At 73.6% G+C, this 25,306-nt stretch carries 23 protein-coding genes; 13 read left to right on the top strand and 10 right to left on the bottom strand.

Annotated elements, in window-relative coordinates; translation table 11 throughout:
* Positions 1-57: 57 nt before the first annotated feature.
* Together ABZ877_RS21435 and argS are read left to right on the top strand one after the other, a co-directional pair.
* Positions 58-1,188, top strand: coding sequence for a PA14 domain-containing protein (locus ABZ877_RS21435; protein ID WP_361073560.1), 1,131 nt, complete (start codon positions 58-60; stop codon positions 1,186-1,188).
* Positions 1,189-1,327: 139 nt separating this feature from the next.
* Positions 1,328-3,094: an arginine--tRNA ligase gene (argS, locus tag ABZ877_RS21430; protein WP_361073558.1), complete on the top strand. Its 1,767-nt coding sequence runs from the start codon at positions 1,328-1,330 to the stop codon at positions 3,092-3,094.
* 7 nt (positions 3,095-3,101) lie between these two features.
* Here argS and ABZ877_RS21425 read toward each other — a convergent pair whose 3' ends face one another.
* Both ABZ877_RS21425 and ABZ877_RS21420 read right to left on the bottom strand, forming a co-directional pair.
* A complete protein-coding gene (locus tag ABZ877_RS21425) occupies positions 3,102-4,307 on the bottom strand; it encodes a PLP-dependent aminotransferase family protein (protein WP_361073556.1) in 1,206 nt (401 codons plus the stop codon).
* A gap of 124 nt (positions 4,308-4,431) precedes the next feature.
* Positions 4,432-6,261: a helix-turn-helix domain-containing protein gene (locus ABZ877_RS21420; RefSeq protein ID WP_361073554.1), complete on the bottom strand. Its 1,830-nt coding sequence runs from the start codon at positions 6,259-6,261 to the stop codon at positions 4,432-4,434.
* A gap of 187 nt (positions 6,262-6,448) precedes the next feature.
* Here ABZ877_RS21420 and ABZ877_RS21415 point away from each other — a divergent pair, with 187 nt between their 5' ends.
* The 3 genes from ABZ877_RS21415 (at position 6,449) to ABZ877_RS21405 (ending at position 8,934) form a co-directional block, all read left to right on the top strand.
* Positions 6,449-7,222: a DUF4232 domain-containing protein gene (locus ABZ877_RS21415; RefSeq protein WP_361073552.1), complete on the top strand. Its 774-nt coding sequence runs from the start codon at positions 6,449-6,451 to the stop codon at positions 7,220-7,222.
* Positions 7,223-7,331: 109 nt separating this feature from the next.
* A complete protein-coding gene (locus tag ABZ877_RS21410; protein WP_361073550.1) occupies positions 7,332-8,246 on the top strand; it encodes an NAD(P)-binding domain-containing protein in 915 nt (304 codons plus the stop codon).
* Positions 8,247-8,259: 13 nt separating this feature from the next.
* Positions 8,260-8,934 (top strand): nucleoside/nucleotide kinase family protein, encoded by a 675-nt coding sequence (locus ABZ877_RS21405; protein ID WP_361073548.1) that lies wholly within the window; start codon positions 8,260-8,262, stop codon positions 8,932-8,934.
* Here ABZ877_RS21405 and ABZ877_RS21400 read toward each other — a convergent pair whose 3' ends face one another.
* Positions 8,935-10,554 carry a FadD3 family acyl-CoA ligase gene (locus ABZ877_RS21400; protein ID WP_361073546.1) on the bottom strand — a complete coding sequence of 540 codons (1,620 nt, stop codon included), beginning with the start codon at positions 10,552-10,554 and terminating at the stop codon, positions 8,935-8,937.
* Positions 10,555-10,669: 115 nt separating this feature from the next.
* On the opposite strand from ABZ877_RS21400, the gene ABZ877_RS21395 reads away from it, so the two are divergent.
* The 3 genes from ABZ877_RS21395 (at position 10,670) to ABZ877_RS21385 (ending at position 13,134) form a co-directional block, all read left to right on the top strand.
* Positions 10,670-11,833, top strand: coding sequence for a lipid-transfer protein (locus tag ABZ877_RS21395; RefSeq protein ID WP_361073544.1), 1,164 nt, complete (start codon positions 10,670-10,672; stop codon positions 11,831-11,833).
* A gap of 75 nt (positions 11,834-11,908) precedes the next feature.
* Positions 11,909-12,364: an OB-fold domain-containing protein gene (locus ABZ877_RS21390; protein WP_361073542.1), complete on the top strand. Its 456-nt coding sequence runs from the start codon at positions 11,909-11,911 to the stop codon at positions 12,362-12,364.
* Entirely contained in the window at positions 12,361-13,134 is a 774-nt protein-coding gene (locus ABZ877_RS21385) for an enoyl-CoA hydratase/isomerase family protein (protein WP_361073540.1), read from the top strand. The genes ABZ877_RS21390 and ABZ877_RS21385 overlap by 4 nt, the downstream gene beginning before the upstream one ends.
* A gap of 7 nt (positions 13,135-13,141) precedes the next feature.
* Here ABZ877_RS21385 and ABZ877_RS21380 read toward each other — a convergent pair whose 3' ends face one another.
* Positions 13,142-13,753: a hypothetical protein gene (locus ABZ877_RS21380; protein WP_361073758.1), complete on the bottom strand. Its 612-nt coding sequence runs from the start codon at positions 13,751-13,753 to the stop codon at positions 13,142-13,144.
* A gap of 88 nt (positions 13,754-13,841) precedes the next feature.
* Between ABZ877_RS21380 and ABZ877_RS21375 the strand changes: the two genes are divergently transcribed.
* Positions 13,842-14,624, top strand: a complete 783-nt coding sequence (locus ABZ877_RS21375) for a hypothetical protein (protein ID WP_361073538.1) — start codon at positions 13,842-13,844, stop codon at positions 14,622-14,624.
* Positions 14,625-14,633: 9 nt separating this feature from the next.
* Here ABZ877_RS21375 and ABZ877_RS21370 read toward each other — a convergent pair whose 3' ends face one another.
* The gene (locus ABZ877_RS21370) at positions 14,634-16,997 is read right to left on the bottom strand and encodes a PQQ-binding-like beta-propeller repeat protein (protein ID WP_361073536.1); all 2,364 of its coding nucleotides are present in this window, start codon (positions 16,995-16,997) and stop codon (positions 14,634-14,636) included.
* 190 nt (positions 16,998-17,187) lie between these two features.
* Entirely contained in the window at positions 17,188-17,937 is a 750-nt protein-coding gene (locus ABZ877_RS21365) for a VOC family protein (protein ID WP_361073534.1), read from the bottom strand.
* A gap of 150 nt (positions 17,938-18,087) precedes the next feature.
* Between ABZ877_RS21365 and ABZ877_RS21360 the strand changes: the two genes are divergently transcribed.
* Positions 18,088-18,735, top strand: coding sequence for a TetR family transcriptional regulator (locus ABZ877_RS21360; protein ID WP_361073532.1), 648 nt, complete (start codon positions 18,088-18,090; stop codon positions 18,733-18,735).
* 132 nt (positions 18,736-18,867) lie between these two features.
* Here ABZ877_RS21360 and ABZ877_RS21355 read toward each other — a convergent pair whose 3' ends face one another.
* Positions 18,868-19,347 (bottom strand): nitroreductase family deazaflavin-dependent oxidoreductase, encoded by a 480-nt coding sequence (locus tag ABZ877_RS21355; RefSeq protein WP_361073530.1) that lies wholly within the window; start codon positions 19,345-19,347, stop codon positions 18,868-18,870.
* Positions 19,347-20,540 carry an acyl-CoA dehydrogenase family protein gene (locus ABZ877_RS21350; protein ID WP_361073528.1) on the bottom strand — a complete coding sequence of 398 codons (1,194 nt, stop codon included), beginning with the start codon at positions 20,538-20,540 and terminating at the stop codon, positions 19,347-19,349. The genes ABZ877_RS21355 and ABZ877_RS21350 overlap by 1 nt, the downstream gene beginning before the upstream one ends.
* A gap of 113 nt (positions 20,541-20,653) precedes the next feature.
* Between ABZ877_RS21350 and ABZ877_RS21345 the strand changes: the two genes are divergently transcribed.
* Together ABZ877_RS21345 and ABZ877_RS21340 are read left to right on the top strand one after the other, a co-directional pair.
* Positions 20,654-21,823 carry an acetyl-CoA acetyltransferase gene (locus ABZ877_RS21345; protein ID WP_361073526.1) on the top strand — a complete coding sequence of 390 codons (1,170 nt, stop codon included), beginning with the start codon at positions 20,654-20,656 and terminating at the stop codon, positions 21,821-21,823.
* 525 nt (positions 21,824-22,348) lie between these two features.
* Entirely contained in the window at positions 22,349-23,014 is a 666-nt protein-coding gene (locus ABZ877_RS21340) for a pyridoxal 5'-phosphate synthase (protein ID WP_361073524.1), read from the top strand.
* Positions 23,015-23,023: 9 nt separating this feature from the next.
* Here the strand turns inward: ABZ877_RS21340 and ABZ877_RS21335 are convergent, their stop codons facing one another.
* Both ABZ877_RS21335 and ABZ877_RS21330 read right to left on the bottom strand, forming a co-directional pair.
* Positions 23,024-23,455 (bottom strand): Zn-ribbon domain-containing OB-fold protein, encoded by a 432-nt coding sequence (locus tag ABZ877_RS21335; RefSeq protein ID WP_361073522.1) that lies wholly within the window; start codon positions 23,453-23,455, stop codon positions 23,024-23,026.
* Positions 23,452-23,904, bottom strand: coding sequence for a DoxX family protein (locus ABZ877_RS21330; protein ID WP_361073520.1), 453 nt, complete (start codon positions 23,902-23,904; stop codon positions 23,452-23,454). Before ABZ877_RS21330 ends, ABZ877_RS21335 begins: the two co-directional genes overlap by 4 nt.
* A 184-nt stretch (positions 23,905-24,088) precedes the next feature.
* Here ABZ877_RS21330 and ABZ877_RS21325 point away from each other — a divergent pair, with 184 nt between their 5' ends.
* The gene (locus ABZ877_RS21325; protein ID WP_361073518.1) at positions 24,089-25,264 is read left to right on the top strand and encodes an NAD(P)/FAD-dependent oxidoreductase; all 1,176 of its coding nucleotides are present in this window, start codon (positions 24,089-24,091) and stop codon (positions 25,262-25,264) included.
* Positions 25,265-25,306: the final 42 nt, after the last annotated feature.

Genomic DNA, 25,306 nt, shown 5'->3' with positions numbered 1-25,306 from the left:
CGGAAAACGGATAAGGAAGCCGTACAACCTCCGGGGCCCCGCGCGTGTCCTCAGTTCGTGATCACAGACAGATTCCGCGCGGGGCTGCGTCTGGGGGCCGCCGGGCTCTCCATGGCCCTGCCGTCGGCTTGCCTCGTCCTCGCGGCGCCCGCCGCCGACGCCGCCACCACGTGCGGCGACACCACGTTCAAGAGGACGTTCTACAGCAATACCTCCTTCTCCGGGACGCCGAAGAAGACGGACTGCGACACCACCATCGACCAGAAGTGGTCCGGTGCGCCGCTCTCCGGGATGCCCGCGAACAACTTCTCGGTGCGCTTCTCGCTCACCCGTGACTTCGGTTCGGGCGGCTGCTTCACCTACCGGCTCGCCGGTACGGACGGTCTGCGGCTCTACGTGGACAACGCCCGCAAGGTGAACAAGTGGACGAACACCGGTGACGCGGGCAACAGCGTCCCGGGCCGGTTCTGCATCGGCTCGGGCAAGCACACCGTCCGCGTCGACCACGTGAACTGGTCGGGGCTCTCCCGGGTGAAGTTCACGTGGCCCGCCTCGTCCGACAGCAAGGCGCCGCTGGCCCCGGCCGGCGTCACCACCTCGTACTCCGCGACGACCGGCAAGGCGTCCGCCCGCTGGACGAAGAACCGTGAGCTGGACATCGCGCACTACCGGGTCCTGGTGGAGACCCCCGGGACGGGTGTGTCGGACTGGAACACCACCGGCACCAGCGCCTCGTACACGCTGCCGAAGGACGGCCGGAAGTACCGGTTCTGCATCCAGGCCGTCGACAAGTGGACGAACTACGGCAAGTACGCCTGCGGCCCGTACGTCACCCCGCCGGACAAGACGGCTCCGTCCGTCCCCGCCGTGCGCGCCTCGGACGTCACGGTCTCGACGTATCTGGGCACGTCGACCGTCAGCGTGTGGCTGGGCCAGGTGCAGCCCTCCGACGGCCCCGTCTTCACGCTGTGGCGCGCCACCACCGCGGCGGGCCCGTTCACCAAGGTCGCCACGTTGGACCTGCGCACGTCGCCCGGTGAGCAGCACCTCCACGACGAGGGGCCCGGCGAGGGGAAGACGTACTACTACGCGGCGACGGCGACCGACGCCGCGGGCAACACCTCGAAGCGCACCACACCGGTGAAGGTGAGCACGCCGGCCGCGGTGGCTTCGGCGCCCGCGTCCTGACGTGGGGGCGCGGGGGCGGGCGGGAATGCAGGCGACCGCCCTCGCGGCCCCGTGGGAGACTGGGGACGGTTCAGCAGTCGGTCCACCTGACTCCTGGGCCCTGTCTCCTGGCATCTACGAGCGGAACGGCATCTACTCCATGGCCTCGGTCACGTCCCTCACGTCCTCCGTCCACCAGCGTCTCGCCGACGCCCTCAGCGCCGCCCTCCCCGAGGCCGGTGCGGGCGCGGACCCGCTGCTGCGACGTAGCGACCGGGCCGACTACCAGGCCAACGGGATCCTGGCCCTCGCCAAGAAGGCGAAGGCGAACCCGCGCGAGCTGGCCACCCAGGTCGTGGAGAAGATCGTCAAGGGTGATGTCCTCGCCGACGTCGAGGTCTCCGGGCCCGGCTTCCTGAACGTGACGGTCACCGACCGCGCCATCACCGAGACCCTCGCCGCGCGCGCCGCCGACGGCGACCGGCTCGGCGTGCCCCTGAAGGAGAACCCGGGCACGACGGTCATCGACTACGCGCAGCCGAACGTGGCGAAGGAGATGCACGTCGGCCACCTGCGCTCGGCGGTCATCGGTGACGCGCTGCGCGGGATGCTGGACTTCACGGGCGAGAAGACGATCGGCCGCCACCACATCGGTGACTGGGGCACCCAGTTCGGCATGCTCATCCAGTACCTGATCGAGCACCCGGGCGAGCTGGCCCCGGCCGACGAGGTCGACGGCGAGCAGGCCATGTCGAACCTGAACCGGATCTACAAGGCGTCGCGCGCCGTCTTCGACGCGGACGAGGAGTTCAAGGAGCGGGCCCGCAAGCGGGTCGTCGCGCTCCAGTCCGGCGACAAGGAGACCCTCGACCTGTGGCAGCGGTTCGTGGACGAGTCGAAGGTCTACTTCTACTCGGTCTTCGAGAAGCTCGACATGGAGATCCGCGACGAGGAGATCGTAGGCGAGTCGGCGTACAACGACATGATGCCGGAGACGGCGCGGCTCCTCGAGGAGTCGGGTGTCGCGGTGCGCTCGGAGGGCGCGCTCGTCGTGTTCTTCGACGAGATCCGCGGCAAGGACGGCGAGCGGGTGCCGCTGATCGTGCAGAAGGCGGACGGCGGCTTCGGCTACGCGGCCTCCGACCTCTCGGCGATCCGCGACCGCGTGCAGGGCCTGAACGCGACGACGCTGCTCTACGTCGTGGACGTACGGCAGTCGCTGCACTTCAAGATGGTCTTCGAGGCGGCCCGCCGGATGGGCTGGCTGAGCGACGACGTCACCGCGCACAACATGGGCTACGGCACCGTGCTCGGCGCGGACGGCAAGCCGTTCAAGACCCGCGCGGGCGAGACCGTGCGCCTGGAGGACCTCCTCGACGAGGCGGCCGAGCGGGCGACGGCCGTGGTGCGGGAGAAGGCCGAGCGGGTGGGCCTCTCCGAGGAGGAGATCGTCGAGAACGGGCGGTACGTCGGGATCGGCGCCGTGAAGTACGCGGACCTGTCGACGTCGGCCAATCGTGACTACAAGTTCGACCTGGACCAGATGGTGTCGCTGAACGGCGACACGAGCGTGTACCTGCAGTACGCGTACGCCCGGATCAAGTCGATCCTGCGCAAGGCGGAGGGCGCCGGCCCCGTCGCGCACCCGGAGCTGGCGCTCGCCCCGGCCGAGCGCGCCCTCGGTCTGCACCTGGACGCGTTCGGCGACGTGGTCCACGAGGCGTCGGCCGAGTACGCGCCGCACAAGCTGGCCGCGTACCTGTACCAGCTGGCGTCGCTGTTCACGACGTTCTACGACCAGTGCCCGGTGCTGAAGGCGGACACGGCGGAGCAGACCGAGAACCGGCTGTTCCTGTGCGACCTGACGGCCCGGACGCTCCACCAGGGCATGGCCCTGCTCGGCATCCGGACCCCCGAGCGCCTGTAAATACCCGCTACTGGTTCTTCAGGGCGCGGCCAAGACGCCGCAGCCCCTCCGCGATCTCCTCCGGTTCCTGCGTCACGAAGCAGAGCCGGAGGGTCGTGGGGTCGGCGTCCGTGATGTGGAACGGGGCGCCGGGCACATACGCCACCTCGTTCTCGACCGCCTTGCCGAGCAGGGCGGTCGAGTCGTGTCCGCCGGTCGCGGGGAGCCGCACCCACAGGAACATGCCGCCCTCGGGCCGGGTCCACGTGGAACCCTCCGGCAGGGCGTCGGGCAGGCCCGCGAGCATCGCGTCGCGGCGGGAGCCGTACACGGCGGCGACCTTCGCCACGTGCGCGTCGAGGTCGCGGTCGGCCAGGTAGCGGGCGGCGGCGAGCTGGTTGACGGTCGGGGTATGCAGGTCGGCGGCCTGCTTGGCGACGGCGCAGGCGCGGCGCAGCGCTGCGGGCGCCCGCAGCCAGCCGAGGCGCAGGCCCGGCGCCATGACCTTGGAGAAGGAGCCGAGCAGGACGGTGCGGTCGCGGGCCTCCTCATACGTGGCGATCCAGGGCACGCGCTCGCCCTCGAAGCGGAGTTCGCCGTACGGGTCGTCCTCGACGATCCACAGTCCGCGCCGCGCGGCGACCCGCGCGAGGGCGGCGCGGCGTTCGGCGGGCAGGGTGCGGCCGGTCGGGTTCTGGAACGTGGGCACCGTGTAGAGCAGCTTCGGCCGGTGCTCGGCGGCGAGCGCGTCGAGGGCGTCGGGGTCGATACCGTCGGCGTCGCAGGGGACGGCAACGATGCGGGCGCCCGCGAAGCCGAAGGTCTGCAGGGCGGCCAGGTAACAGGGGTTCTCTACGAGGACCGTGTCACCGGGTTCGATCAGCGCCGTCGCGAGGAGGGACAGGGCCTGCTGGGAGCCGGTGGTGATCAGCAGGTCGTCGGCGGTGGTGGGCAGCGAACGCGCGGTGGTGCGGGCGGCGAGCGCCGCGCGCAGGGCGGGTTCGCCCTCGGTGGTGGAGTACTGGAGCGCGCGCTGCGGCTCGGACGCGAGGACGTGGGCGAACGCGGCCGCGACGCCGTCGGTGTCGAAGAGTTCGGGCGCGGGGAGGCCGCCCGCGAAGTTGATGACCTCGGGTCGGGCGGTGACCGCCAGGATGTCCCGGATCGGGGAGCCGCCGACGGTGGCGACGCGAGCGGCGAGCTCGGCGGGCGGGACGGGCGTGGTGACGGTCATGGGGGCGCGGGTCCTTCCGGGCGCGGGCGGCGGTTGTCCGGAACCCTAGATAAGTAGATGCCCTGTGCACCTGCCGTTTCGGGATACGGACGGCCGCCCGCCGCTTCCCGCCGGGCCCAGCCCCTCAGTCGGCGCTCTGCTCCCACCTCTTGATCCACTCGTTGTCGCCGAGCGGGTAGTCGTACCCCGGGCGGCCGGTGTTGGCGCTCGTACGGAACGGGGTGCCATTGTTGTCGATGTGGACGGTGCCGCGCCGGTTGCCGCTGGACCACTCCAGGGTGAGGTCCCAGCGGACGTCACGCGTCGTGGTGTGCGCGGTGACGTAGAAGACCTCGGGGTCGGACTCGCTCACCTTGTACGGGAAGTCGCGCTGCCCGTTCATGCCGTGCACGACCGGGCTGCCCGCGTCCAGATTCACGTCGAACGACTTGGTTCCGACGCCGCCGCCGCAGCCGACGCCCATCGAGTAGTCGTTCCAGGCGAGCGGGGCGTTGCTGCTGACGACGCGGACGTGCAGCGCCTCCAGGACGACGGTGTCGTGCCCGGTGCCCTGCACGGTCAGCGCGACGCGCTGCTCCCCGGAGGAGACCGCGCCGTACGCCGCCGCCCAGCGGGACGCGTCCTGCTCGGGGGCGGGCGGGCCGACCTGCGCCGGTTCACTGTCGACGAGGAAGTGCTGGCTGCACGGGCTCTCGTAGACGTAGGGGCGAGTGGCGACGGTGAGGGGCGTCCCGGTGGGCCCGTCCTCGGCCTCTCCCCGCGGGCCGCCGGTCGGGCGGGCATGGGCGGTGGGCGGGGCGCCCGTGCGGGCGGACGCGGACGGGGACGGGGAGGGCTTGGCCGACCCGGACGCCGACCCGGAGGGTGACGGCGACGCGGACGCCGCCTTCGACGGGCCCCGCTCGGTGGTCTCCCGCCCTCCGGCCGCCGTCGCCCCGACCGCCTGCGGCGCCGCGCCGCCCTTGTCGTCCCCGGAACTCAGATTCACGGCGAGGGCAACGGCCCCGAACAGCGCGGCGACCCCGATCCCGACCACGAGAGCGGTACGCCTGCGGCGCGGGAACCGGACTCTGGCGGGCCCGGCCGTGCCCGAGGCCGCGCCGGGGGCGGGGGAGGCGGACGGGTCGACATCGGGGCTGGGCGGAGTACTGGGGTTGGGGTCGGGGTTGGTGCCGGTTCCGGTACGCGGGTCGGTACTCGGTCCGGTGCCGCTACCGGCCGCGCCGAGCGCCACGCCCGAAGCGGGACCCGGACTCGACGTCGGGCCCTGCTCCGGTGCGGAGTCCGGCGTCGCGTCCTGCCCCGGCGCCGCACCCAGTGCGGCGCTCGACCCGGCTGCCGCACCCGGCACCGCACCCGACCCGCCCGGGGCCGTGCTCGGCCCAGGTGTCGCGCCCGACCCGGCTGCCGCACCCGGCGTCGTGTCTTGCTCCAGTGCCGCGTCCGGCGTCGGTGTCACACCCGGTGCGGCGCCCGACCCGTGTGCCGCGCCCGGCACGGCTGCCGCACCCGGCACCGCACCCGACCCGCCCGGGGCCATGCTCGGCCCAGGTGTCGCGCCCGGCACCGGCACCGCACCCGACCCGGTCGGTGCGCTCGGCGTCGGAGTCGCACCCGGCCCGGGGGCCGCGCCTGACCCGGCCGCCGCGCCCGCCGTCCGCGCCCCCTCCCCCGTCCTCGGCGAAACCTTCCGCCCCCGGCTCGCGTCCGCCAGGAGCCAGTTGCGGTGGAGTTCGACCAGTTCCGGCGGGGTCGCCTTGCAGAGGCGGGCCAGGCGTTCCACCGGGGCGTAGTCCGTCGGCACCGCTGTGCCGTTGCAGTAGCGGTGCAGCGTCGACGTGCTCATGTGCAGGCGCTTGGCCAGCGTCCCGTAGCTGAGCCCCGAACGTTCCTTCAGCCCCCGCAGCAGCGACGCGAACGCGTCCGCGCTGTCTCCCGCCAGATCCCCTGACACCCGTTCCTCCGTTCCCCCACGTCCCACCCGAGCGTTCCAGGCAGGGCGCGTTTCCCCTGGTCAAACCCTGTTTCAGCGTTCCAGTGTCCCGTACTGCCCGTGGAGTGTGGCGGCTGGGACGGATCACCGCACAAGCTCTGGTCATCCAAGCACCACACCCACCGCTCCACCGAAGGGGACCACCAGAATGTCCGGCATCCGTACCTCCCGTACCCGTCGTGTCCGCCGTGCCCGTCTCGCCACCGCCGCCGCGACCGTCGCGATCGCGGCGTTCTCGCTGACCGCGTGCAGCGACGGCGCGGGCGTCAAGGACGAGGGCGCGTCGGCCGCGTCGAGCACGTCCCCGACCCCGGTGCACGACGCGTCCCCCGTCTCCGACGCGAAGCCGGCCGCCTCCGGTTCGAAGCAGGCCGCGTCCACGCCGGCCGCCTCGGCCCCCGCCGGGCAGTCGGCCGCCAAGCCCGCCACGAAGCCGACCGCCGACACCGCCGCCGCCGCGAAGCCCGCCGCGTCCCGCCAGACCTCCGCGAAGCGGACGGTCTGCGACGGCTCCAACACCCGTACCGTCGCCGCGCCCGTCAACCGCCCGGTCAACCACATGCTCCTGACGGTCACCAACACCGGCTCCACCACCTGCGACCTGTACTACTACCCGTCGGCCCGGTTCGGCGAGGCGCAGTCCGTGCCGCCGGTCATCGAGGACTCGCAGCCGCAGGCGGTGGTCTCCCTGGCGCCGGGTGAGTCCGGTTACGCGGGTGTCACCCTCTCCGCGACCGACGGCAGCGGCACGAACGGCTACTGGGCGAAGTCCCTCTCGGTCTACTTCTCGGACGCCAAGGGCGCGGCGGGCTACAACGGCAAGTCCGCGCGGCCGTCCCTGCCCGCGAAGGGTGTCTGGGTCGACAGCACGGTGAAGGTCACGTACTGGCAGTCGGAGATGGACGACGCGCTGATGTGGTGACCCACCGAGCGACTCACCAGGTGACTTACCAGGTGACTTACCTTTTGGTGCGCACCCGACCGAATAGTGGGTTCTTGTGCGCAATCGGGCGGCGGAAAAGGATGCGGTCATGACGAAGAACTCCCCCGCATCCATCTCCGCCCCCGTATCCACCTCCACACCCGCGCCCGTCTCCGTCCTGGGCCTCGGCATGATGGGCTCCGCGCTCGCCGCCGCGCTCCTCGGGGCCGGGCACCGCACCAACGTCTGGAACCGCACCGCCGCGAAGGCGGAACCGCTCGTCGCGCGGGGCGCGGTCGCGGCCGGCTCGGCGGCCGACGCGGTCGCCGCGAGCCCGCTCGTGATCGTCTGCCTGACGACCTACGACGACGTGGCCAAGGTCCTGCACCCGCTGGGCGACGCCCTGGACGGCAGGACGGTCGTGAACCTCACCAACGGCACCCCGGACCAGGCCCGCGAGTTCGCCGCCCGCGCGAGGGCCGCCGGGGCCGCCTACATCGACGGCGGGATCATGGCCGTACCGCAGATGATCGCGACACCCGGCGCGTACGTCTTCTACAGCGGCGACGAGGAGGCGTACGAGGCGCACCGGTCGACGCTCGCCGCGTTCGGCGGCACCCGCTGGACCGGCGGGGACCCGGGGCTCGCCGCGCTGTGGGACCTGTCCTTGCTGACCGGGATGTACGGGATGGTGATGGGCGCGGTGCAGGCGTTCGCGCTGGCGGGTTCGGCGGGCGTACCGGCGCGGGACCTCGCCCCGCTGCTCGCGGACTGGACGGTCGCCATGACGCGCGGCCTGGTCCCCGGCGCGGCGGAGGCGATCGACGCGGGGCAGCACCGCACCGACGTGTCCAGCCTGGCGGTGAACCAGGCCGCGTTCCCCAATCTCCTCGCCACATACGAGGCGGCGGGCGTCGGGACGGAGCTGTTCGCCCCGTTGCGGACGCTCCTCGACCGCGCGGTGGAGGAGGGTCATGGCGCGGACGGCCTGTCCCGCCTGGTGGAGCTGGTGCGGCGGGGCTGAAAAACTGGCCCTCATGGACTACGTAGACGAACTGGCGGCCCGCGCACGCGCCCTGGCCACGGCGGCGGGCCCCCGCCGCGTCCTCGGCATCGCGGGTCCGCCCGGCGCGGGCAAGTCCACGCTGGCGGAGGCGGTCGTGGAGGCCCTGGGCGGCCTGGCCGCGCTCGTCCCCATGGACGGCTTCCACCTCGCCGACGCGGAGTTGGCGCGGCTGGGCCGCGCGGACCGCAAGGGCGCTCCCGACACGTTCGACGCGTACGGCTACGCGGCGCTCCTCGCCCGCCTGCGCACCCCGCGCTCCGGCGAGACGGTCTACGCCCCATCGTTCGAGCGTGAGTTGGAGCAACCGCTGGCGGGCGCGCTCCCGGTGTCCCCGGAGACTCCGCTGATCGTGACGGAGGGCAACTATCTCCTTCTGGACGAGGAGCCCTGGTCCACGGCGGTGCGTCCGCTCCTGGACGAGGTGTGGTGGGTCGCGGTGGACGACACCGTGCGTGTCGAGCGGCTGATCGCCCGCCACATCGCCTTCGGCAAGTCCCCGTCGGCGGCCCGCGCCTGGGTCCTCCGCTCGGACGAGGCGAACGCGGACCGGGTGGCCGCCGGGCGGGAGCGGGCGGACGTGGTGGTGGACGTGGACACGGGCACGGTCACGGTCACCTCCACCACCACGACCCCGTCCGCCCGGTGATCAGTCCTCCCCCGACATCTTCCCCATGGTCTTTCCCATGCTCTCCCCCGTGTTCTCCCGCAACCACCCCTTCACCACCTTCCCGCTCGCGTTGCGCGGCAGCTCCGTCACGAACGCGACGTGTCTCGGCACCTTGTAGTTGGCCATCTCGCGGCGCGCCCAGGCGATCAGGTCGTCGGCGGTGAGGACGGCGCCCCTGCGGCGGACGACGTACGCCTTGCCGACCTCGCCGAGGCGGCTGTCCGGGACGCCGACGACCGCCACGTCCGCCACATCGGGGTGCAGGCCGAGGAGTTGCTCCACCTCGGCGGGGTAGGCGTTGAAGCCGCCGACGATGAACATGTCCTTGACGCGGTCGGTGATCCGGAGGTACCCGTCGGCGTCGAGAATCCCGACGTCCCCCGTCCGCAGCCAGCCGTCCGGCGTGATCGCCTCCGCCGTCGCCGCCGGGTCCTCGAAGTACTCGCGCATGACGTTGAAGCCACGGACGAGGACTTCTCCCGGCTCCCCGGGCCCGGCCGACTCGACCCGGACCTCGGTGCCGGGGATCGCCCGCCCCGAGGTCGACGCGATCCGTTCGGGCGGGTCGCCGCGCCGGCACATGGTGACGATGCCGCTCGCCTCGGAGAGCCCGTACGCGGTGAGCACGGTGTCGACGCCCAGTTCTCCGCGCAACCGCTCGACCAGGCGCAACGGCACGACCGCCGCCCCGGTGACGACGAGCCGCAGTGTCGACAGGTCGTGGGCGTCGCGGCCGGGGTGGTCGAGGAGGGACTGGTGGAGGGTGGGCGGTCCGGGCAGGACGGAGACGCGTTCGGCGGCGATGTGGGCGAGGACGGTGTCCACGTCGAAGACGGGCTGCGGGATCATCGTCGCGCCGCGTGTCAGGCAGGCGATGATCCCGGCCTTGTATCCGAAGGTGTGGAAGAACGGGTTCACGATCAGGTAGCGGTCGCCTTCGCGCAGACCGGCCAGGCCGGACCAGATCTCGTATCCGCGCACCGTCTGCGCGTGCGTGATCACCGCGCCCTTGGGCCGCCCGGTCGTGCCCGAGGTGAAGACGATGTCCGACGGGGAGGACGGGGTGAGGGCGGCGGCGCGTTCCCGCACCTCCGCGTTCGTCACCTTGTCCCCGGCGGCCAGGAACTCCTTCCAGCTCCGGTAGCCGGGCACGTCGGGCGCCGTGTCGCCGAGCACCACCACCTGTTCCAGGGCGGGGAGTGCGGCACCGGCCTGCTGGGCGCGGCGCAGCGAGGCCACGTACGACGTGCCGAGGAACGTACCGGTGACGAGGAGGAGCCGGGCCCGCGACCTGGCGAGGATGTCGGCGGCCTCGGCGCCCTTGAACCGGGTGTTGAGCGGCACGAGGACCGCGCCGGCGGTGACCGCGCCGAGCGCGGAGACGATCCAGTCGAGGGTGTTGGGCGCCCAGATCGCGACGCGGTCGCCCGGCCGGATCCTGGCGGCGAGACACGCGGCGGCGGACCGTTCGACGCGCTCGCCCAGCTCGGCGTACGTGATCCGGGCGCGCCCGTCGACGACCGCCTCCCGTCCGCCGTACCGCGCCGCCGCGTCCCGTACGAGCTCCGGGATCGTCGCCCACCCGCCGCCGGTGTCCATCGCCCGCCGCCTCCCGACCGCTCACGCACGCCGTAGCTGACTATCCGTCAGATTAGCTGTAGCCTGACGCGCTGTCAGCAGAGCGGGAACCGGGCACGAGCAGGGGCGGGTACCCATGGCGCACACGACCACCGGCATCAAGGACGCCACGGCCGTCGTCGGCATCGGCCGGACCGCGTTCGCGAAACACCTCCCCGAGTCGGAGAAGACGCTGGCCTGCCGGGCGATCCTCGCCGCGCTCGACGACGCGGGCATCGCACCGTCCGAGGTCGACGGCTTCGCCTCGTACACGATGGAGGAGACCGACGAGGTCGAGATCGCGAAGGCGATCGGCGCGGGCGACGTCACCCACTTCAGCAAGGTCGGCTACGGCGGCGGCGGTTCCTGCGCGACCCTCGCCCACCTCGCCGCCGCGATCGTCACCGGCCGGGCGAGCGTCGGCGTCGCCTGGCGCTCCCGCAAACGGGGCAGCGGCCCCCGCCCGTGGAAGAACACCACGGCGCAACTCCCCACCCCCGCCCAGTGGACGCGCCCTTTCGGCCTGCTCCGCCCCGCCGACGAGATAGGGATGCTGGCCCGCCGCTACATGCACGAGTACGGGGCCACCCGCGACCACCTCTTCAACGTCGCCCTCGCCTGCCGCAACCGAGCCAACCAGAACCCGGCCGCGATGATGTACGAGCGCCCCCTCACCCGGGACATGTACATGAACGCCCGCTGGATCAGCGAGCCGCTCTGCCTCTACGACAACTGCCTGGAGACCGACGGGGCGCTGGCCTGCGTCGTGGTCTCCGCCGAACGGGCCCGCGACTGCCGTCAGAAGCCCGTCCACATCCACTCCGCCGCGCAAGGGCTGCCCGCCCAGCACCACGGCATGGTCAACTACTGGAACGACGACCCGCTCACGGGCCCCGCCTGGACCGCCGCCCGCCACCTCTGGAAACAAGCGGATCTCACCCCGGAGGACGTCGACGTGGCCCAGATCTACGACGCGTTCACCCCGCTCATCCTCCTCTCCCTGGAGGGCTACGGATTCTGCGGACGCGGCGAGGGCGGCGCGTTCACCGAGGGCGGCGCCCTGGAGACGGGCGGCCGCCTCCCCCTCAACACGAGCGGCGGCGGCCTCTCGGAGGCTTACGTCCACGGCTTCAACCTGATCACCGAGGGCGTGCGACAACTGCGCGGCACGAGCACGGCCCAGGTCCCGAACGCCCGGACCTGCCTGGTGACAGCGGGCGAGGGGGTCCCCACATCGGCGGTACTCCTCAGAAGCGCCTAGGGGGGCGCCCCGCCAGGGGCGCGGGGAACTGCGCGAGCAACCACGACGAATCGGGCACCCGGCAAAGGACGGCACATGGCAGACGCGACACAATCAGCCCTGTTGACCCCCACCCCCGACGACGACGGCGCCCCCTTCTGGGCCTACGCGGCAAGGGGCGAGCTGAGAATCCAGGCCTGCGCCGACCCGGCCTGCGAGGAACTCCGCTTCCCACCACGCCCCTGCTGCCCCACCTGCCACTCCTTCGACACCGAGTGGCGCCACATGTCCGGCCGGGGAAGAATCTGGTCGTACGTGATCGCACACCCCCCGCTGCTCCCGGCCTACGCCGCCCAGTCCCCGTACAACGCGATCGTCGTCGAGCTGGCGGAAGCCCCCCGCATACGCCTCGTCGGCAACCTCGTCGCCTCCCCCGGCGCCCGCCTCGACTCGGTGCCCCCGGACCGCATCCGCATCGGCGCCCGCGTCCAGGTGGTCTTCGCGGAGATCGACGGCGTGACACTGCCCCGCTGGGTCCTGGAGCGCCCGTGACCCTGCGCACGGAGAAGCACCCGGAGACCGGGGTCGCGGTGGTCACCCTGAACAGACCCGACCGCCTGAACGCGATCGACACGGCCCTGGCCAGCGAACTCCGGGCGGCCTGGCAGGACTTCCGCTTCGACGACGCCGTAAGGGCCGTCGTCCTCACCGGCGCCGGGGACCGCGCGTTCTGCACGGGCATCGACCGCGACACCGACGTCCCGCAGCCCCACTCCCCCTACTCCACGGACGACCCGCTCCTGTCCGTCGGCCCGAAGGCGAACGACCTGTGGAAACCGGTGATCGCGGCGGTGACGGGCATGGCGTGCGGCGGGGCGTTCTACCTGCTCGGCGAGGCGGATTTCGTGATCGCCGACGAGACGGCCACGTTCTTCGACCCGCACACCACGTACGGCATGGTCAGCGCGTACGAATCGATGCACCTGGCCCAACGGATGCCACCGGGGGAAGTGGCACGGCTGGCCCTGATGGGCGCGGCCGAGCGGATCTCGGCGCGGCGGGCGTACGAGACCGGCCTCGTCTCCGAGGTCACCCCGCCGGGCGCCGCGCTGGATGCGGCGCTGCGGTGCGCGACCACGATCGCCGCGTACCCGGCGGCGGCGGTGCAGGGGACGGTGCGGGCGGTGTGGGCGGTGACGGAGACCGCCCGCGCCCACGCCTTCGCCCAGGCCCCGCATCTGATCGCGCTCGGCAACCTGCCGCCGGCGGAGCAGGCGGAACTGTTCCGCGCGCGGTCCGCCCGGGAGTTCCGGCTCCGGTAGAGCGGTCCTACGACCACGCCTCGGGGTCGACCTCGCAGCGGTAGTCGTCCCTGACGAGCCCTTCCCCGGCATTGACCGGCACCTTGACGGTCGCCTTGTCGTTGCCACCGACCTTGACCTGCCGCATCGCGTCGTCCGCCTCGGCACCCCGGGCGTCGCGGAAGGTCACGTGCACGGTGAACGTGGCGGTGCGGCTGTTCGCGTTCGTGACCTCGACGGTGGCGTACGGCTTCTCCGGGGTCGCACAGCGCACCAGCCGGGCCTTGGCGTACCGGGGCTCCCCGTCGCCGCCGGTCGCCGACGACGACGGCGTGGACCGGTACCCGGGCCGCCGCGTGTAACCGCTGCCGCCCGAGGACGACGACCCCGAGGAGCCGTCCCCGTACGCGGAGTCGTCGTCATCGTCATCGCCGTAGCCGGAAGACCCCCCGGAACCGGACGAGCCCCCGGAACCGGACGAGCTGGACGAGCTGTCATGGTTCTGCGACGAGCTGCTGCACCCGCCGCCCCCGCCACCGCCGTGCCCGTGCGAACCCCCGTGCCCCCGGCCGGTGGAGAACCCCGTCAGGGCCAGTACCACCAGCGTCGCGACAGCCGTCAGCTTCGTTCCCCGTTTCATCACGCGGGGACCCTACCCCCAGGAGGCTGCCGCGTGGCACCCCGTACTCACCCGGCGTAGCGTCGGTACGAGACCGAGGAGGTCGCTGATGATGCGCAATGTCGTCGGATCGGTCCTCGCCCTCGTCGGGGCGGCGGCCGCCGTCTGGAGCCCCTTCCGCGCCTGGAACGACGGTCGGCGCGGGCGCGCCTACCGGCTCCAGGAGCTGTTCTCGGGCGGGGGCGTCACGAACGCCCGCGCCGAACTGTTCGGCTCCCTGTTCCTGCCCTTCGTACTCCTCGCGCTGCTCGCGCTCCTGGGCCTGGTGCTGCGCTCGCGGCTCCTGGTCGCGCTCGCCGGGCTCGTCGTGCTCGGCTTCACGGTGCTGTGGATGGTGCGGGTGGCGCAGGCCGAGGACCAGCTCGTCCTCACCGGGAACGGGCACGGGCTCGGCGACGGGGTCGCCGCCGCGCTCGGCGGTGGCGTGCTCCTGCTGCTCGGCGCGCTGGTGATGAGCGGCCGCCATCCGCACCGCGGCCGCCGCGGCCACGCCCCTGCCGAGGAGTACGAGCCCGGGGACGGCTACGCCGAGCCCCCGGCCTGGCAGCCCCCGCCGCCTGCACCGCCCCCCGCCCAACCGCCCGTGACCTGGGGAAACGAGGCGACCGCACACGAGGCGACCGCACAGGACGCGAACGCCGCGCCCCCGGCGTGGGGCCCCGCCGACCAGGACCTCGACCGGACGCAGAACCTGCCACCCGTCACCCCCGGCACAACCGGACCGGCCGCACCAACCACACCAGTCAGGCCGACCGACAACGACGACCTGACCACGACCCAGCCCCAGCCCCACGTCCAGCCCCCACAGGGCGGCAGCACACGAGGCGGCTGAGGCCGGCGCCTAGCGACTCGTCCCGGTCCCCTTCTCCGCGTCCAGCGCGTACACGCACCGGTCCTTGCTGCACGCGTACACGACCCCGTCCCGCACCACGGGTGTCCCGGTGATCTCGCCGCCCGTGGCCAGCTTCCAGCGCAGGCGGCCGTCGTCGGCCTTCAGCGTGTAGAGCAGGTGGTCCGTGGAGCCGAAGTGGACGCGGCCGTCGGCGACGACCGGGGAGCCGACGATCTCGCCGCCCGCCTGGAACCGCCACTTCGGCGTCCCGGCGACGGCGTCGAGGGTGTAGAGGCCCTGGCCGCTGCCGACATGGACGTGGCCGTGGGCGACGAGGACCGGGTCGACGGCGCCTGGCCGCGACTCCGTCGCGATGCGCCAGCGGTCGCGGCCGTCGGTCGCGTCGAGGGCGTAGACGGTGCCGAGGTGGTCGGCGAGGTACACGCCGCCGCCGGTGACGGCGGGGCCCGGCGCGAAGGCGGGCGGCGACAGGAACACCGCGGGCGCCTCGAAATGCCAGCGGACGTGTCCGGAGCCGGCGTCGATGGCGAGGACGCGGGTGCCCGCGGAGACGTAGACGTAGCCGTCGGGCGCCGGGGTCAGGCGGACGGGGACGCCGCCGCAGGACGCCGCGTCACCGATCGGGTAGGACCAGCGCTCCTCCCCCGTACGGGCTTCGAGGGCGCGCAGCCGGGCGTTCTGCCACACGTACACGGTGCCGTCGTGGACGACGGGTCCGGCCTCGGGGGTCTCGAAGTCGGTCTGGCAGCCGGTGATCTCCCACAGCTTGTCGCCGGTGAGGGCCTCGCGGGCCTGGACGCCGCCGCCGCGGGTGGCGGTGACGACGGTGCCGCGGTCGGCCTGGAGCGCGTATACCCAGGCGTCGGTCTGCAGGCGCCACAGGTCGCCGCCCTCGCGGGCGTCGAGCGCCCAGAGGGTGGGGCCGTCGGAGGCGTGGATGCGGCCGTCGGCGACGGCCATGGACCAGGCGACGTCGCGGGTCTTGAAGCGGCGCCGCCCGGTGGCGACGTCGAGGGCGTGGACCTCGAAGGAGGTGACGTAGACGAGGTCGCCCGCGACCTTCGGGGTGCCCCACACGTCGTTCGACATGCGGAAGCGCCAGGGGCGCCAGGCCGAGCCCTCCGCCTGGGCGGGCGGCGGCACGGCCGGGTCCTGCGTCCCGTTGACGGCGGGCGCGGCGGCCTTGGCGCGGGTCCAGGAGGCGACGAGCCCGGACTCGGCCGGGGGCGCCTTCACGGCGGCGGCGCGGGCGTCGGCGACGCGCGGCCCTGGACCGATCGGCACCTGGGCCCCGGCGAGGCGGACCGGTCCGTCGGCGACGCCGGTGCCCGCGAGGGCCGGCGCGGGCTGGGCGAGGCCGTCGCTGGACACGGGGCCCGGCGGCTGGGAGGGCATGGCGGGCACCCGGGCACCGCCGTGGCCGGGGGTGCGGCCCGACTGCGGCTTGGCGACGGTGCGGACGCCGCGCCGCGCCTCGATGAGGGCGACCGAACGCTCGGGCAGCCACGCCGACGCCGTACCGCTGTCGTCGCTGCCGGGCCCGAACAGGTGCGGGGCGAGCTGCGCCTGGAGGTCGGCGGGCGAGGGCCGCCGGGTGGGGTCCATCTGCATGCACGACTCGATGAGCGGCCGCAGCTCGGGCGGCAGGCCCTCCAGATCGGGGCCCTCGCGGAGCAGCATGAAGACGGTCTCGACCGGGTTGGCGCCGTGGAAGGGGGCGTGTCCGGTGGCGGCGAAGACGAGCGTCGAGCCCAGCGAGAAGACGTCGCTGGCGCCGGTGACGCTGCGGGAGTCCTTGGCCTGCTCGGGCGACATGTACGCGGGCGTGCCCACCGCCACGTTCGTCATGGTCAGGCGGGTGTTGGAGACGCCGGACGCGATACCGAAGTCGATGACGCGCGGCCCGTCCTCGACCACGAGGACGTTGGACGGCTTGAGGTCGCGGTGGACGAGGCCCGCGCCGTGGATGGACTGCAGCGCCTCGGCGACGCCCGCCGCGAGCCAGCGCACGGCCTGCGCGGGCAGCGGCCCGCACTCATTCACTATCTCCTCGAGGGAGGGCGCGGGCACATAGGCGGTGGCGAGCCACGGCACGGCCGCGCGCGGGTCGGCGTCGACTACGGCGGCCGTGTAGAACCCGGACACCGCGCGGGCCGCCTCGACCTCGCGGGTGAAGCGCACGCGGAACAACTGGTCCTCGGCCAGTTCGGTGCGCACCGTCTTGATGGCGACGCGCCGGCCGGACGCCGAGCGTGCCAGATAGACCAGACCCATGCCGCCCGCACCGAGCCGTCCGAGGACCTCGAACGGACCGATCCTTCTCGGATCGTGCTGCGTCAACTGATCCATCACTTGCCTGCCACCTCCCCGAGCGATGCCGGAACCCCCGGGTTTCCTGGTCCATCGCACATACGGCCCCCGTCAGCGTCTCACCACCGCAGCCCTACGGCGGCACGCACCCTGATTCTTCCTGTCCGGAGCCCCGGTGGCGAACCTGGGGGCATATCGGGGTGTCCCGCCTCCGCCGCGCCGCCGCCCCCGCTCAACGGACCGGCCCGAGCAGCACGAAGTCCGTCCCCTGGTCGTCGGCGAGGACGGCGATGTGCCCGTACGGGGTCCGGTGCGGCGCCACCCGGACGTGCCCGCCGAGCCGGACCGCCTCGGCGCAGTTGCCCGCGAGGTCGGCCGAGCCGAACTGGACGAGGAAGCGCGCGGGCCACTGGGGCACCCGCCGCCGCCCCGCGCCCGGCACGGCGGGCGCGGCCCCCGCCGGGGACGCGGCTCGCCATGTGTGCAGGTCGGAGCCGCCTACGGGGGCGCGCGGGTAGCCGAGGACCGCCGCGTAGAAGGCGTCGCTGAGGGCGGCCTCGGGGGTCCACAGCTCGGCCCGGCAGACCGCGCCCGGCGCCCCGGCCCGCTCGAAGCCCTGGTGGCTGCCCGCCTGCCACAGCCCGAAGACGGAGCCGTCGGGGCCCGCGGCGAGCGCGACGGTGGCCATGGTGCCGCCGGGGAACGGCCCCGACAGGAGGTAGCCGCCGGCCGCGACGGTGCGCTCGGCGGCGGCGTAGGCGTCCCGCACCGCGAAGTGCACGGTCCAGCCGCGCCCGCCGGGGGCGAGGGCGGCGACGGCCAGGTCGTGGCTGTAGGCGGCGGTGTAGTAGCCGCGCTCGGCGCCCGCGCCCTCGTCGAAGGTCCACCCGAAGAGGTCCCCGTAGAACCGCTTGCCCGCCTCGACGTCGGGCAGCCGGGCGTCGGCCCAGCACGGGGCGCCTTCGGGGTGGTCCGGGTACATGACAGCACGCTAGCGAGGGGCCCCGGGGGCCCGTGCTTGAGTTTCGAACCTCTGGCCATTTCCCGCCCCCTCGGGGGCCCTCCCGGGGGCCCCAACCCCATTTGCAGTCGGCCAGATCGCGCTCCGATCACCCCTCGGTAAGCTGACGGCATGACAGGACAAGTACGTACCGTCGACGGCCGTGTGGCCGGACGGCGTGGTCAGGCAACACGTCAGAAGCTGCTCGACTGCCTCGGCGAGATGCTCAGCTCCTCGCCCTACCGGGACGTCAAAGTCATCGATGTGGCCCGGAAGGCAGGCACGTCCCCGGCGACGTTCTACCAGTACTTTCCGGACGTCGAGGGCGCGGTCCTGGAGATCGCCGAGCAAATGGCGGCCGAGGGCGCCGGATTGACCGACCTGGTCGCCGACCGCTCGTGGGTCGGCAAGGCGGGCTGGGCGACGGCCCAGGAGCTGGTCGACGGCTTCCTGGAGTTCTGGCGCCGCAACGACGCGATCCTGCGCGTCGTCGACCTCGGCGCGGCCGAGGGCGACAAGCGCTTCTACAAGCTCCGCATGAAGATCCTGAACTCGGTCAACAACTCCCTTGCGGACGCGGTGAAGGAGTTGCAGGGCAAGGGCAAGGTCGACAAGGACGTGAGCCCGGCGGCGGTGGCCGGTTCGCTGGTCGCGATGCTCGCGGCGGTCGCCTCCCACCAGAAGGGCTTCCAGTCCTGGGGTGTCAAGCAGGCCGAACTCCGCCCGAACCTGGCGCTGTTGGTGTACCTGGGCGTGACGGGCAAGAAGCCGACGAGGTAGCGCCCGGCCCCTGCCCCTCTTCTTCACCTCCCTCCCCTCCCCCTCCTTCCCCCCTTTCCTTTCCGGTCCTGTCGTACGGCGGCGGTCCGCGTGTGAGCACGTGGGCCGCCGCCGTTGCCGTTCCGGGCGCTCTCAGCCCCGCCTCTCCAGCCGGAACAGCCGGATCTCCCGCTCCACCCGCGCCTGGTAGGCCGCGTACGGCGGCCAGAACCGGAGCGCGGCGGCCCACGCCTCGGCCCGCTCCCCGGCGGTGAGCAGCCGGGCGCGTACCGCGATGTCCTCGCCCCGCCAGCTGATCTCCGCGTCCGGGTGCGCCAGCAGGTTCGCGGTCCAGGCCGGATGACCGGGCCGCCCGAAGTTCGACCCGATCAGCAGCCAGGTCCCGCCCTCCTCCGGCATGCACGCGAGCGGTGTACGCCGTACGATCCCGCTCCTCGCCCCACGGACACTGAGCACCGTGCCCGGCAGCATCCGCGCGCTGAGCAGCACCTTGCCCCGGGTGAGGCGGTGCACCGCGCGGTCGAGCGCGGGCACGACGTGCGGGGCCACGTGGCCGAAGGCGCGGGTCGAGGACACCTTCTGGACGAACCGGACGCCGAGCGGCGCGGCCATCAGACGCTCACCTCAGCCGCCCGCGCGAACAGCCCCGCGACCTGCGCGGCGCGCGCCCGCAGCAGGTGCGCGGGCCCGAGGAGCAGCTCGTCGCCGGCGGCCCGCTTGAGGTACAGGTGGGCGTCGTGCTCCCAGGTGAAACCGATGCCGCCGTGCAGTTGGACGGCCTCGGCGGCGGCGGTGCGCAGCGCCTCCAGGCCGTGCGCGAGGGCGAGCCCGCCGACCCGCTCCCCGCCCTCGGCGTCCGCGGCCCAGGCGGCGTAGTACGCGGCCGACCGCGCCGCCTGCACCTGCACGTACACGTCGGCGAGCCGGTGCTTGACCGCCTGGAACGATCCGATGGGCCGCCCGAACTGCTCGCGCTCCTTGACGTACTCGACGGTCCGCTCCAGGGCCCGGCCGGCGGCGCCGACGGCCTCGGCGGCGAACAGCGTGGCGACTCCGTCCCCGGCGGCGGCGAGCGCCCCGGCGGCATCGGCGTCCTCCCGACCCAGCAACTCGGCGGCCACGTCCCGCAGTTCGACGCGGGCCCGCGGCCGGGTCTCGTCGAGCGAGGTCTGCCGCGTCCGTACGAGGCCGGGCGCGTCGCCGGGTACGAGGAACAGCAGTGTCCGAGGCCGGGCGAAGCCGCCGGTGTGCGCGGCGACGAGGAGCAGCCCGGCGCTGTGCCCGTCGAGCACCTGCTCGGCCTGCCCGTACAGGCGCCAGCCGGTGGCGTGCCGGGTGGCCTGGATGCCTCCCGCGCGGCCGCCGCCTGCCCAGTCGCCCGTGTTGTCGGCGACGAGTCCGAGGGCGGTGGCGAGCCCGGTGCCGGGTACGGCGAGGGTGGCGGTCAGGCTGCCGTCGGCGATGCGCGGGAGCAGTCCGGACCGCTGCTCCTCGCTGCCGAGGGCGCTGGTCAGGGGGGCGGCGAGGCCGCTGGTGGCGAGGAGCGGGGTCGGCGCGAGCACCCGCCCCAGCTCCTCCGCGACCAGGGCCAGCTCCGTGATCCCGGCCCCGGCCCCGCCCCGCCGCTCCGGCAGGGCGAGCCCGGGGAGCCCGAGCTCGGCGCCGAGGGTGCCCCACAGGGCCGGGTCGTGCCCGCCGGGGGTGCGGACAGCGGCTTTGACGTCGTCCGGGGTGCAGCGCTTGGTGGTGACTTCGCGCAGGGTGCGGCGGATCTCCTGCTGCTCCTCGGTGAGACCGGCGTCCATGAGGGCCCCTTTCTGACGGCCCGTCATATTAGGCGGCCGGGGCGGGAATGCCCAGAGACGGGACCGGGGACGGGAGGCCGCCACTGTAGGCAATCTGATGTACCGTCAGCTCCATGCCTGGTGCCCCTCGCAAGGCCGCCATCACGGGCATCGCCCTCTCCGACTGCGGCCGGCTGGACGACGCCACCCCCTACACCCTGCACGCCCAGGCCGCGCGCCGCGCGCTGGCCGACGCGGGACTCGCCCCGGGCGCCGTCGACGGCCTCGCGAGCGCGGGCCTCGGCACGCTCGCCCCGGCGGAGGTCGCCGAGTACCTGGGCCTGCGCCCCCGCTGGGTCGACTCGACGTCCGTCGGCGGCGCCACCTGGGAGGTCATGGCGGCGCACGCGGCCGACGCGATCGCCGCCGGGCGCGCCCGCGCCGTCCTGCTCGTCTACGGTTCGACGGCCCGCGCCGACCTCAAGGCGGGGCGGCGCACGGCGAACCTGTCGTTCGGGGCGCGCGGCCCGCTCCAGTTCGAGGTGGCGTACGGTCACACGCTCATCGCCAAGTACGCGATGGCGGCCCGGCGCCACATGCACGAGTACGGCACGACGCTCGGCCAGCTCGCCCAGGTCGCGGTGCAGGCGCGGCAGAACGCGTCGCGGAACCCGGAGGCGATGTACCGCGCGCCGATCACCGTGGACGACGTCCTCGCGGGCCCGGTGATCGCGGACCCGTTCACCAAGCTGCACTGCTGTCTGCGCTCCGACGGCGGGGCGGCGGTGCTCATGGTGGCGGAGGACCTGGTGCCGGACTGCGCCGGGCCGCCCGTATGGGTTCTCGGCACGGGCGAGTACGTCTCGCACACCACGATGGCCCAGTGGGACGACTTCACCGTCTCCCCGGCCGCCGTCAGCGGCCGTCTCGCCTTCGAGCGGGCCGGGGTCACCCCGGCCGAGATCGACGTGGCCGAGCTGTACGACGCGTTCACCTACATGACACTGGTGACCCTCGAAGACCTCGGCTTCTGCGCCAAGGGCGAGGGCGGCGCCTTCGTGGAGAAGGGCCGCCTGCGGTACGACGGCGAGCTGCCGACGAACACGGACGGCGGCGGCCTCTCCGCGCAGCACCCCGGTATGCGCGGCCTGTTCCTGCTGGTGGAGGCGGTACGACAGCTACGCGGCGAGGCGGGCGGCCACCAGGTCCGACGAACGGACGGCTCCCCGCCCTCGCTGGCGGTGGCCTCCGGCACGGGCGGCTGGTTCTGCTCGGCGGGCACGGTGATCCTCGCCCGGGACTGACGGTTCCGGCGGCACGGGCGAGGTGCGGGCCGCCCGCGACGAGGACCGGGGCCGCACCGCCCACCGACACCGACGCGGAGGAACGCCGCGAACTCGCGCGCCGCGTCCGGCGGGAGGCGCGGGCGGTGGCGCCCCTGGCAGGTGACCACGTGGTGACGGTCCATGCCCCCCGGGACAGCCACCGGCGGCGCGGGACCGTGCGGCCGCACCGCCCACCGGACGCCGCGAACTCGCGCGCCGCGTCCGGTGGGAGGCGCGGGCGGTGGCGCCCCCGGCCGGTGACCACGTGGTGACGGTCCATGATCCCGGCACACAGTCACCGGCAGCACGGGGCCGTCTGGTCCTCGCCGCCGCGCCCGCAAGGACGGCCGCGCCCCGGCCGTCCACGTCCGCCCCGCTGATGACACATCCTGACGCCCAGGCGGTGACCGCGGCGTCCACGTGTGCGGCCTCCAGGGTGACGTGCACCCGGCACCGTGGCGGGCAGCACCCGGCACCATGGCGGGCGCCCGCCACAATCGACGCATGGAACCCACACCCGACCTGCGCCCCCTGCTGAAGTCCCTGCGCGTCTGGGACACCGAGCTGCCCGTCTTCGACCCGGCGACCGCGCCGGAGGCGCCTCTGCGGCTCTTCGCGGAGTGGTTCGCGGCGGCCGTCGCGGCGGGCCAGAGCGAACCGCACACCCCGACCCTGGCCACGACGGACGCGGACGGCAACCCCGACGCCCGTACGGTGATGCTGCACGGCGCCGACGCCCGCGCCCTGCACTTCGCCTCGCACGCGGACAGCGCAAAGGGCCGCCAGCTCGCCGCGCGCCCGTTCGCCGCGCTGCACTTCTACTGGCCGGCGCAGGGCCGCCAGGTGCGGCTGCGCGGCCCGGTCCGCACGGCGCCGCCGGAGGTCGCGCACGCGGACCTGCACGTCCGCTCGACCGGTGCCCTCGCCTCGGCCCTGACCGGCCACCAGAGCGCGCACCTGCCCTCGTACGACGTCCTGGTCCGCGCCTCGGAGGACGCCTGGGCGCGGGCGGAGCGGGAGCCGGACGCGCCGGTGCCGTCCTGGACGGTGTACGAACTGCTGCCGCGCGAGGTGGAGTTCTTCCAGGGCGACGCCCGCCGCCGCCACGTACGCCTGAGGTACACCGAGCGAGAGGACGGCGCCTGGGCCAAGGAGCTGCTCTGGCCCTGAGGGGCTCCCTCAGCGCCGCGCGGCGGGCCGGAAGACGGGGACGGTGAACCCGCCGCCGTCGTCCTCGCGGAAGGAGACCTCCAGCTCCATCCCGACCCGCAGCTCCCCCTCCGCGCACTCCACGACCTCGGTCATCATCCGGGGCCCTTCGGCGAGGTCGACGACGGCGGCCACGTACGGGGTGCGCTCGCCGAAGGGCGACAGGTCGTTGCGGTGGACGACGGACCACGTGTAGAGCACGGCCCGCCCGCTCGCGGCCCGCCACCGCACGGTCCCGGGGTCGTCGTTCCAGCAGTACGGGCAGAACTCGCGCGGGTAGTGGTGCGCCCGCCCGCACGCGTCGCACTGCCGCAGGAGCAGCCGCCCCTCGGCGCAGGCGTCCCAGTAGGTCCGGGTGAAGGCGTCGGCCTCGGGGACGTCGGACCGCGCGGCCGGGCTCATCGGAACAGCCCCAGCGCGGCGTCGAGCGACCAGCTCTGCCAGGCCACGGCGAACAGTGCGACGACCGAGATGAGCGCCATCATCGCGTTCTGCCCCTGCTCGGCCCAGTCGTGGATCATGAGGGTGAAGTACAGGAGGTTGAGCAGCAGCCCGCCGACGAGCGCGACGGGCGTCAGGAACCCGAGCACGAGGCCGAGCCCGAGCGCGAGTTCGGCGTAGACGACGACGTACGCCATGGTCCTCGGCCGGGGCCTGACGACGAGGTCGAAGCCGCTGCGCACGGCGTTCCAGCGGTGTTTTTCCGCCACGTCCGCCGCCCAGGCGATCCCGGTGCCGCGCTCGAACCACCCCTTCTTGTCCTTGTGCCGCCAGCTCTCCAGCCACCACAGGCCGAGGCCGATGCGGAGCACGGCGAACCATTCGGCGCCGCTGAGCCCTATCGCGTCCATGCGCGTCAGCCGCCTCCCGCCCGGTGTGCGAACCGCTGCTTTCTGACGGTACGTCAGTTCAGCGCACCGGCGCCGGGCCCGCAAGAGCCCGTACGCGTACCCGCCCCTCCTTCGTGATCGATTCGCAACCGATTCCGGTCTTGACCGAGACCCATCAAGTGACCGCGCGATTACGCTCCCGCACATGACCGCCCCCACACCTCCACAAGCCGCCCGCAGCCATGAGCGTCCGCCCGTGTACGTGATCGGCGGCGGACCCGGCGGCCTCGCGGCGGCCGCCGGCTTGCAGGCACACGGCGTCCGGGCCGTCGTCCTGGAGAAGTCGGACCGGGTCGGCGCCTCCTGGCGCCGCCACTACGACCGCCTCCACCTGCACACCACGCGCCGCCTCTCCGCCCTGCCCGGGCTGCCGATGCCGCGCCGCTTCGGCCGCTGGGTCGCGCGCGACGACGTCGTGCGCTACCTGGAGAAGTACGCCGAGCACCACGACCTGGAGGTGGTGACCGGGGTCGAGGTCACTCGCGTCGACCGCGCGCCCGACGGCGCCGGATGGCTGCTGCGGGCGACCGGCGGCCGTGAACTGACGGCGACCGCCGTGGTCGTCGCCACCGGCTACAACCACACCCCGCGCCTGCTCGACTGGCCGGGCGCCGACACCTACGCCGGGCATCTGCTGCACGCGAGCGAGTACCGCGCCCCCGGCCCGTACGCGGGCCAGGACGTGCTCGTCGTCGGCGTCGGCAACACCGGGGCCGAGATCGCCGTCGACCTGGCCGAGGGCGGCGCCGCGCGCGTCCGCCTGGCCGTGCGCACCGCACCGCACATCGTGCGCCGCTCCACGCTCGGCTGGCCGGCCCAGCGCACCGGCATCCTCTGCCGCCGCCTGCCGGTGCGGCTCGTCGACAAGATGGCCCGCCCGCTGGCGAGGCTCAGCGTGCCGGACCTGTCGGCGCACGGGCTGCCGCGCCCGGACACGGGCCTGTACTCGCGGGCCCGCGCGGGCGCCATCCCGGTGCAGGACGTGGGGCTGATCGCGGCGGTGCGGGCGGGCCGGGTCGAGCCCGTGGCGGCGGTCGAGTCCTTCGAGAAGACGGAGGTCGTCCTCGCCGACGGCACGCGCCTGGCCCCGGACACGGTGATCGCGGCGACGGGCTACGACCACGGCCTGCGCGACCTGGTCGGCCACCTCGACGTCCTCGACCCGGTCACCGGCCGCCCGCGCCCGCACGGCCGCCGCACCCTGCCCTCGGCCCCCGGCCTCTACTTCACCGGCTACACGAACCCGATCAGCGGCATGCTCCGCGAACTGGCCCTGGACGCGGAGCGCATAGGCAAGGCGCTCGCGAAGGCACCACGCTAGAACCCGTCCCCGAGCCGGACACCTTTACCCGCACGCCTGTTC

Origin of the sequence: Streptomyces sp. NPDC046939 (assembly GCF_040644575.1) — a bacterium.
Taxonomy (GTDB): domain Bacteria; phylum Actinomycetota; class Actinomycetes; order Streptomycetales; family Streptomycetaceae; genus Streptomyces.
The sequence above is the reverse complement of the archived record's forward strand: the minus strand, read 5'-3'. Positions and strand labels throughout refer to the sequence as shown.